5 protein-coding genes are annotated in these 4,485 nt (G+C 44.7%); all 5 read left to right on the forward strand.

Going from position 1 to position 4,485, the window contains the following annotated elements:
• The coding region (locus tag ENN47_08930) for a nucleoside phosphorylase (GenBank protein ID HDP78287.1) at window positions 1–705 on the forward strand (705 nt) is incomplete at its 5' end.
• Window positions 706–721: 16 nt separating this feature from the next.
• Window positions 722–1,687 (forward strand): ABC transporter substrate-binding protein, encoded by a 966-nt coding sequence (locus ENN47_08935; protein HDP78288.1) that lies wholly within the window; start codon window positions 722–724, stop codon window positions 1,685–1,687.
• A 28-nt stretch (window positions 1,688–1,715) separates the two neighbouring features.
• Window positions 1,716–2,483, forward strand: coding sequence for an ABC transporter permease (locus ENN47_08940; GenBank protein ID HDP78289.1), 768 nt, complete (start codon window positions 1,716–1,718; stop codon window positions 2,481–2,483).
• Window positions 2,464–3,720 carry a hydantoinase/carbamoylase family amidase gene (locus ENN47_08945; GenBank protein HDP78290.1) on the forward strand — a complete coding sequence of 419 codons (1,257 nt, stop codon included), beginning with the start codon at window positions 2,464–2,466 and terminating at the stop codon, window positions 3,718–3,720. The genes ENN47_08940 and ENN47_08945 overlap by 20 nt, the downstream gene beginning before the upstream one ends.
• Window positions 3,707–4,485 (forward strand): hypothetical protein (locus ENN47_08950; protein ID HDP78291.1); only part of this gene is annotated, 779 nt, incomplete at its 3' end. The genes ENN47_08945 and ENN47_08950, both read left to right, overlap by 14 nt.

A 4,485-nucleotide genomic window follows, 5' to 3' on the forward strand; every position in this document is an offset into this window, starting at 1 on the left:
AGCATAGATTCAAAGGTTCCGAAGCTGTTCTTCCTTCCAGGTGATCCAGACCGACTAAAGCTCTTCGAAGAAGCGGCAGATTCCTTTGAATATCTGTCCGCCAATCGAGAATTCTCAACAGGAATAGGCACTTTCGGAGGGAAGGAGTTTGGCGTCTGTTCAACCGGAATTGGAGGCGGTTCATCGGAAATAGTTATGGTGGAACTTCACTCTCTTGGTGTAGAAAGAGTTGTAAGAGTGGGAGGTTGTGGAGCGCTTAGAGAGGACATTAAGTGCGGAGATATGATAATCAACTCCGGCGCAGTAAGACTAGGCGGAAGTTCCAAAATGTACGTCAGAGTAGAATACCCGGCCGTTGCCGATCCATTTATGGTCGTAGCACTGGCCAAAAGCGCTTCGAAAAAGGGGATCAGGACTCACGTAGGCATAGGCGCTACTGTTGACTCTTATTATGCCGGACAGGGTCGGTGTATTGAAGGTTTTGAAATCCCTGGTTTGCCTGAAGAACTCTCATCAGCCGGCGTTATCAATTTCGACATGGAAACCGAGACGATCTATACTCTGGCAAGCCTTATGGGTATGAAGGCAGCAAATATCCTGGCAGTTCATGGAAACAGAAAGACAGATGAATGGCTTATTGATTACAGGTCAGCTCAGCTTTGTGCAATAGAAACCGCACTTGAAACAGACTTTTCAACACTCTGAACGAGGAGGGATTGATTTGAAGAAGGCAGTACTTGTGTTTTTATTGGTTCTAGTAAGTATGTTTGTTTTTGCCCAGAAAGTAACCCTGCAAATTGAGGGGCCCGCAGTTCCTTACTACATTCCCATCTACATGGGAATAGAGCTCGGTTATTTTGAAGAGGAAGGTCTTGAAGTAGACTATCTTTTTGGAAGCGCCTCAGACATCATAAGAAACGTAGCAGTTGGAAATGTTGAATTCGGGTTCCCCAATGGCGAACCTGTCATAACGGCAAGAGCTCAGGGAATACCTGTAAATGTTATTCATACTACCTACCAACACGGACTCGGCTCAACTATCTTCCTTAAGGAAAGCGCTATTGAAACACCCCAGGATCTCAAAGGGAAGAAAGTGGCAATAACAGCTTATGGAAGCCCCAATTATGTGCAGCTACAGATTCTTCTGAAGAAAAACGGGCTTTCACTGAATGACATCCAGCTTGAGATTGTGGGAACCGAAGCTATCGTTCCGGCTCTCGTAAACAAGAGAGTAGATGCAATTTGCTTCTCGATGCTCAGAACTTTCGAACTAAGGTATCAGGGAATCGAAGTAGATGAATTCAAGTCAGACGAGTTCCTTCCTTCATTTGGAAACGTTGTGGTAACCGGAGACAAAATCCTGAATGAAAACAGGGATCTGGCTGTTAGGTTCACAAGGGCTTTGAGCAGAGTAATGGCCTATCTCTCAGATCCAGAGAACATGAAGGAAGCCACTGTAGTGGCAATCGCGAAGTATGCGCCAACGTATATTGGCAGAGAGGAATACATGTCCGACATACTCTCCGAGATCTATGCGGGCTACCTATGGCAGAGCGAAGATACCGAAGCCTTTGGATTTGGATTTGGAAACGTTGAAAGATGGCAGCAGACTATCGACATCATGAGAGAGTACGATCTGATAACCACAGATGTCAACGCGGCCGATTTCGTAGTACCAAGACTGTAAACTAAGTCTTCGGATAGGAGGAAGGATTTTGAAAAAGAACATCAATTCAAAACTAATGAGCTTTTTATTTCTTGTGGCTGTATTGGTTGTGTGGAAAGCAGTGGTCACGATTTTCAATACTCCAACACATATCCTTCCTCCGCCCGAAGATATTCTCTTCAAGTTCATTGAGTTGGTCAAGAACTCCGTCTTGCAAAAGAACTTCATGGCAACGCTCGAAGAGATAGCTATAGGCTTCAGTTCCGGCGCGGTGATTGGAATAGTACTTGGATACGTTCTTGCGAAGGTAGAGATTCTCGAGAAGGCGCTTTCCTCGTACATCCTCATATTCCAGACTGCTCCAAAAATTTCTCTTGCCCCGCTCTTTGTTTTATGGTTCGGGCTTGGAATATTGTCAAAAGTGGTTCTAATTGCTCTTGTTACTCTGTTCCCTGTGATGATAAACATGATCCTCGGTGTAAGATCAACTGAAAAGAACTACTACAACCTGATGAAGGTTTTGAAGGCAAGTCGTCTTCAAGTTATGTTCAAACTTGAACTCATGAATTCGATGCCGTATCTGATGACTGGATTGCGTGTAGCCCTTGTGTTGTCGATTACGGCTGCAGTTATAGGAGAAATGATGGGTTCAAAGGCCGGGCTTGGATTTCTTCTGATTCTCGGGAACGAAATGTACGATATAACTTTACTGTTGACTGTAATCATTGTAATTAGTCTTCTAAGCTTCTTCCTGGATATTGGAATGAAGAAACTGCAGGAAAAACTACTGTTCTGGCATGAATCGGCGACAAAGTGAAGGAGTTAGCTTGAGCGGTCTCGAATATCTGGCATCGGAAGAAATAGATAGGTTGGCGAAATTCACCTCGACAGATGAAGGCGTTACTCGTCTTCCCTTCACAAAGGAAAACAGACTTGCCCTTGAGTATCTTGCGAAAAGGTTGAGTGAAGTTGGAAAGAGAGTCTATGTCGATAGAATGGGAAACATCTTGACCTCCAGCGGGAGAGAAAGTCAGAGAGATGACAAAGTAGTTTTCTGTTCTCACTATGATTCGGTTCCAAATGGCGGCAAATATGACGGAACTGCGGGCGTTGTCTTTGGAATTCTACTTCTGACCCTTCTAGGAAAGGCCGAGGCCGAACGTATTGAATTATGCGCCTTCAACTGCGAAGAGTCCTCACTGTTCGGCCGGGCATCGTTGGGATCGGCGTTCTTCCTCAAGGGAGAGGAAGCTTTGGGGGACTATGAAACATTGATCGGAGAAAGAGTATCCCTGACTGAACTAATGGAAAAGGCGGATTTTCAGAGGTTTTCTCAAGTTGGAAAGCCGTTTGTTGAAGAAGGAACAAGATTCATCGAAATACATGTGGATCAATCAAAAGAGTTATCAAAGAAAGCCTTGGATTTTGCATTTGTTGAGAAGATTGCCGGTCAAAGGAGACTCAGTTTCACTTTCAAAGGTGAGACCAATCATTCGAGCCTTATGAATCTCTCGGCAAGAAGAGACTCGCTTCTGGCTTCAACTTCTGCCATATTAAAGGCAAGCGAGTTGAGCAAGCTAATGTCATCAGAGGAGGTCGTTGGGACCGTAACAAGGCTAGTCAATACTCCAAATGTAATGAATATGATTCCTGGAGAGACCGAGACTACCGTAGACATAAGAGGCTTCTCAGTTCGTTCTCTCGAAGAATTCAAAGGCTCTCTGACAGATTATTGTAGAGCCGTATCCGAAGGGGCTGCTATAGAATTCTCTTCGTCGGAGTTCTCCACTATGGATCCGGCGACAATGGACAGCTCTTACCTCAAATACCTCCAAAACAGTTTGACTGTTAAGGGACTTTCTTCTACAAGAATGAATAGCATAGCCTGGCACGACATTGCGGAGGTTTCGAAGTACTTCCCATCTTCTCTTATCTTGCTGCCAAATCCTACGGGAGTAAGTCATTCACCAAGAGAGGCGATGGATCTAACTTCATTCTCCAAACTACTTAATGCTATGCTAGAGATCTTTGGAGGTTCACATGCTTCTAATTAGAAATTCAAATCTCGTAGATTGGAGAAGATCCAGCAGAACAACCTATGACATTCTGATCGACGACGGTGTGATAAAGAAGATAGATACAAGAATTGACTGCAGCGATGCAGATATCATTGAAGCCAAAGGACTTGTTGCAATACCTGGAATAGTAGATCCCCACGTACACTTGAGACAACCGGGGTATGAGTGGAAAGAGACTGTGGAAAGCGGCGTCCTGGCAGCGACATCCGGCGGTGTTACCTCACTGTGTGCCATGCCAAATGTAATGCCCTGCCCGGACTCAGTTGAAAACTATCATTATGTCAGGTCCTTTCAAAGTGATACGGTTATAAGAGTTCTGCAGTCCTGTTCAATAAACCAAAACCTGTCTGGCAGGCGAAACAACTGGAAAGAGCTTTATGAAGCCGGCTCAATAGTATTCACCAATGACGGTCTTCCCGTAGATCGAAATAGCGACATGGCCGCTGTTCTATGGTTTTCAAAAGAAACAGGTGTCCTGGTTGCCGAACATCCCGAAATTCCGGAATTTGACAAAAGTTTGGGAAACACAGAGAATGCTGTCATTTGCAGGGATGTCATCCTTAACGAGAGGATCGGCGGTAGACTTCATCTTCAGCACATCAGCTTAGCCAGTTCAACTGATTTTCTCAAACTAGCAAGAGAAAAGAAGATCAGATTCACAATAGAAACGTGTCCCCATTACTTCATAGAAACCAGCGAGGGGCTGTCCGACGGCTTTTATGAGGTCTATCCACCAATCAG

The sequence above is a fragment of the Mesotoga infera genome (genome assembly GCA_011045915.1).
Taxonomy (GTDB): domain Bacteria; phylum Thermotogota; class Thermotogae; order Petrotogales; family Kosmotogaceae; genus Mesotoga; species Mesotoga infera_D.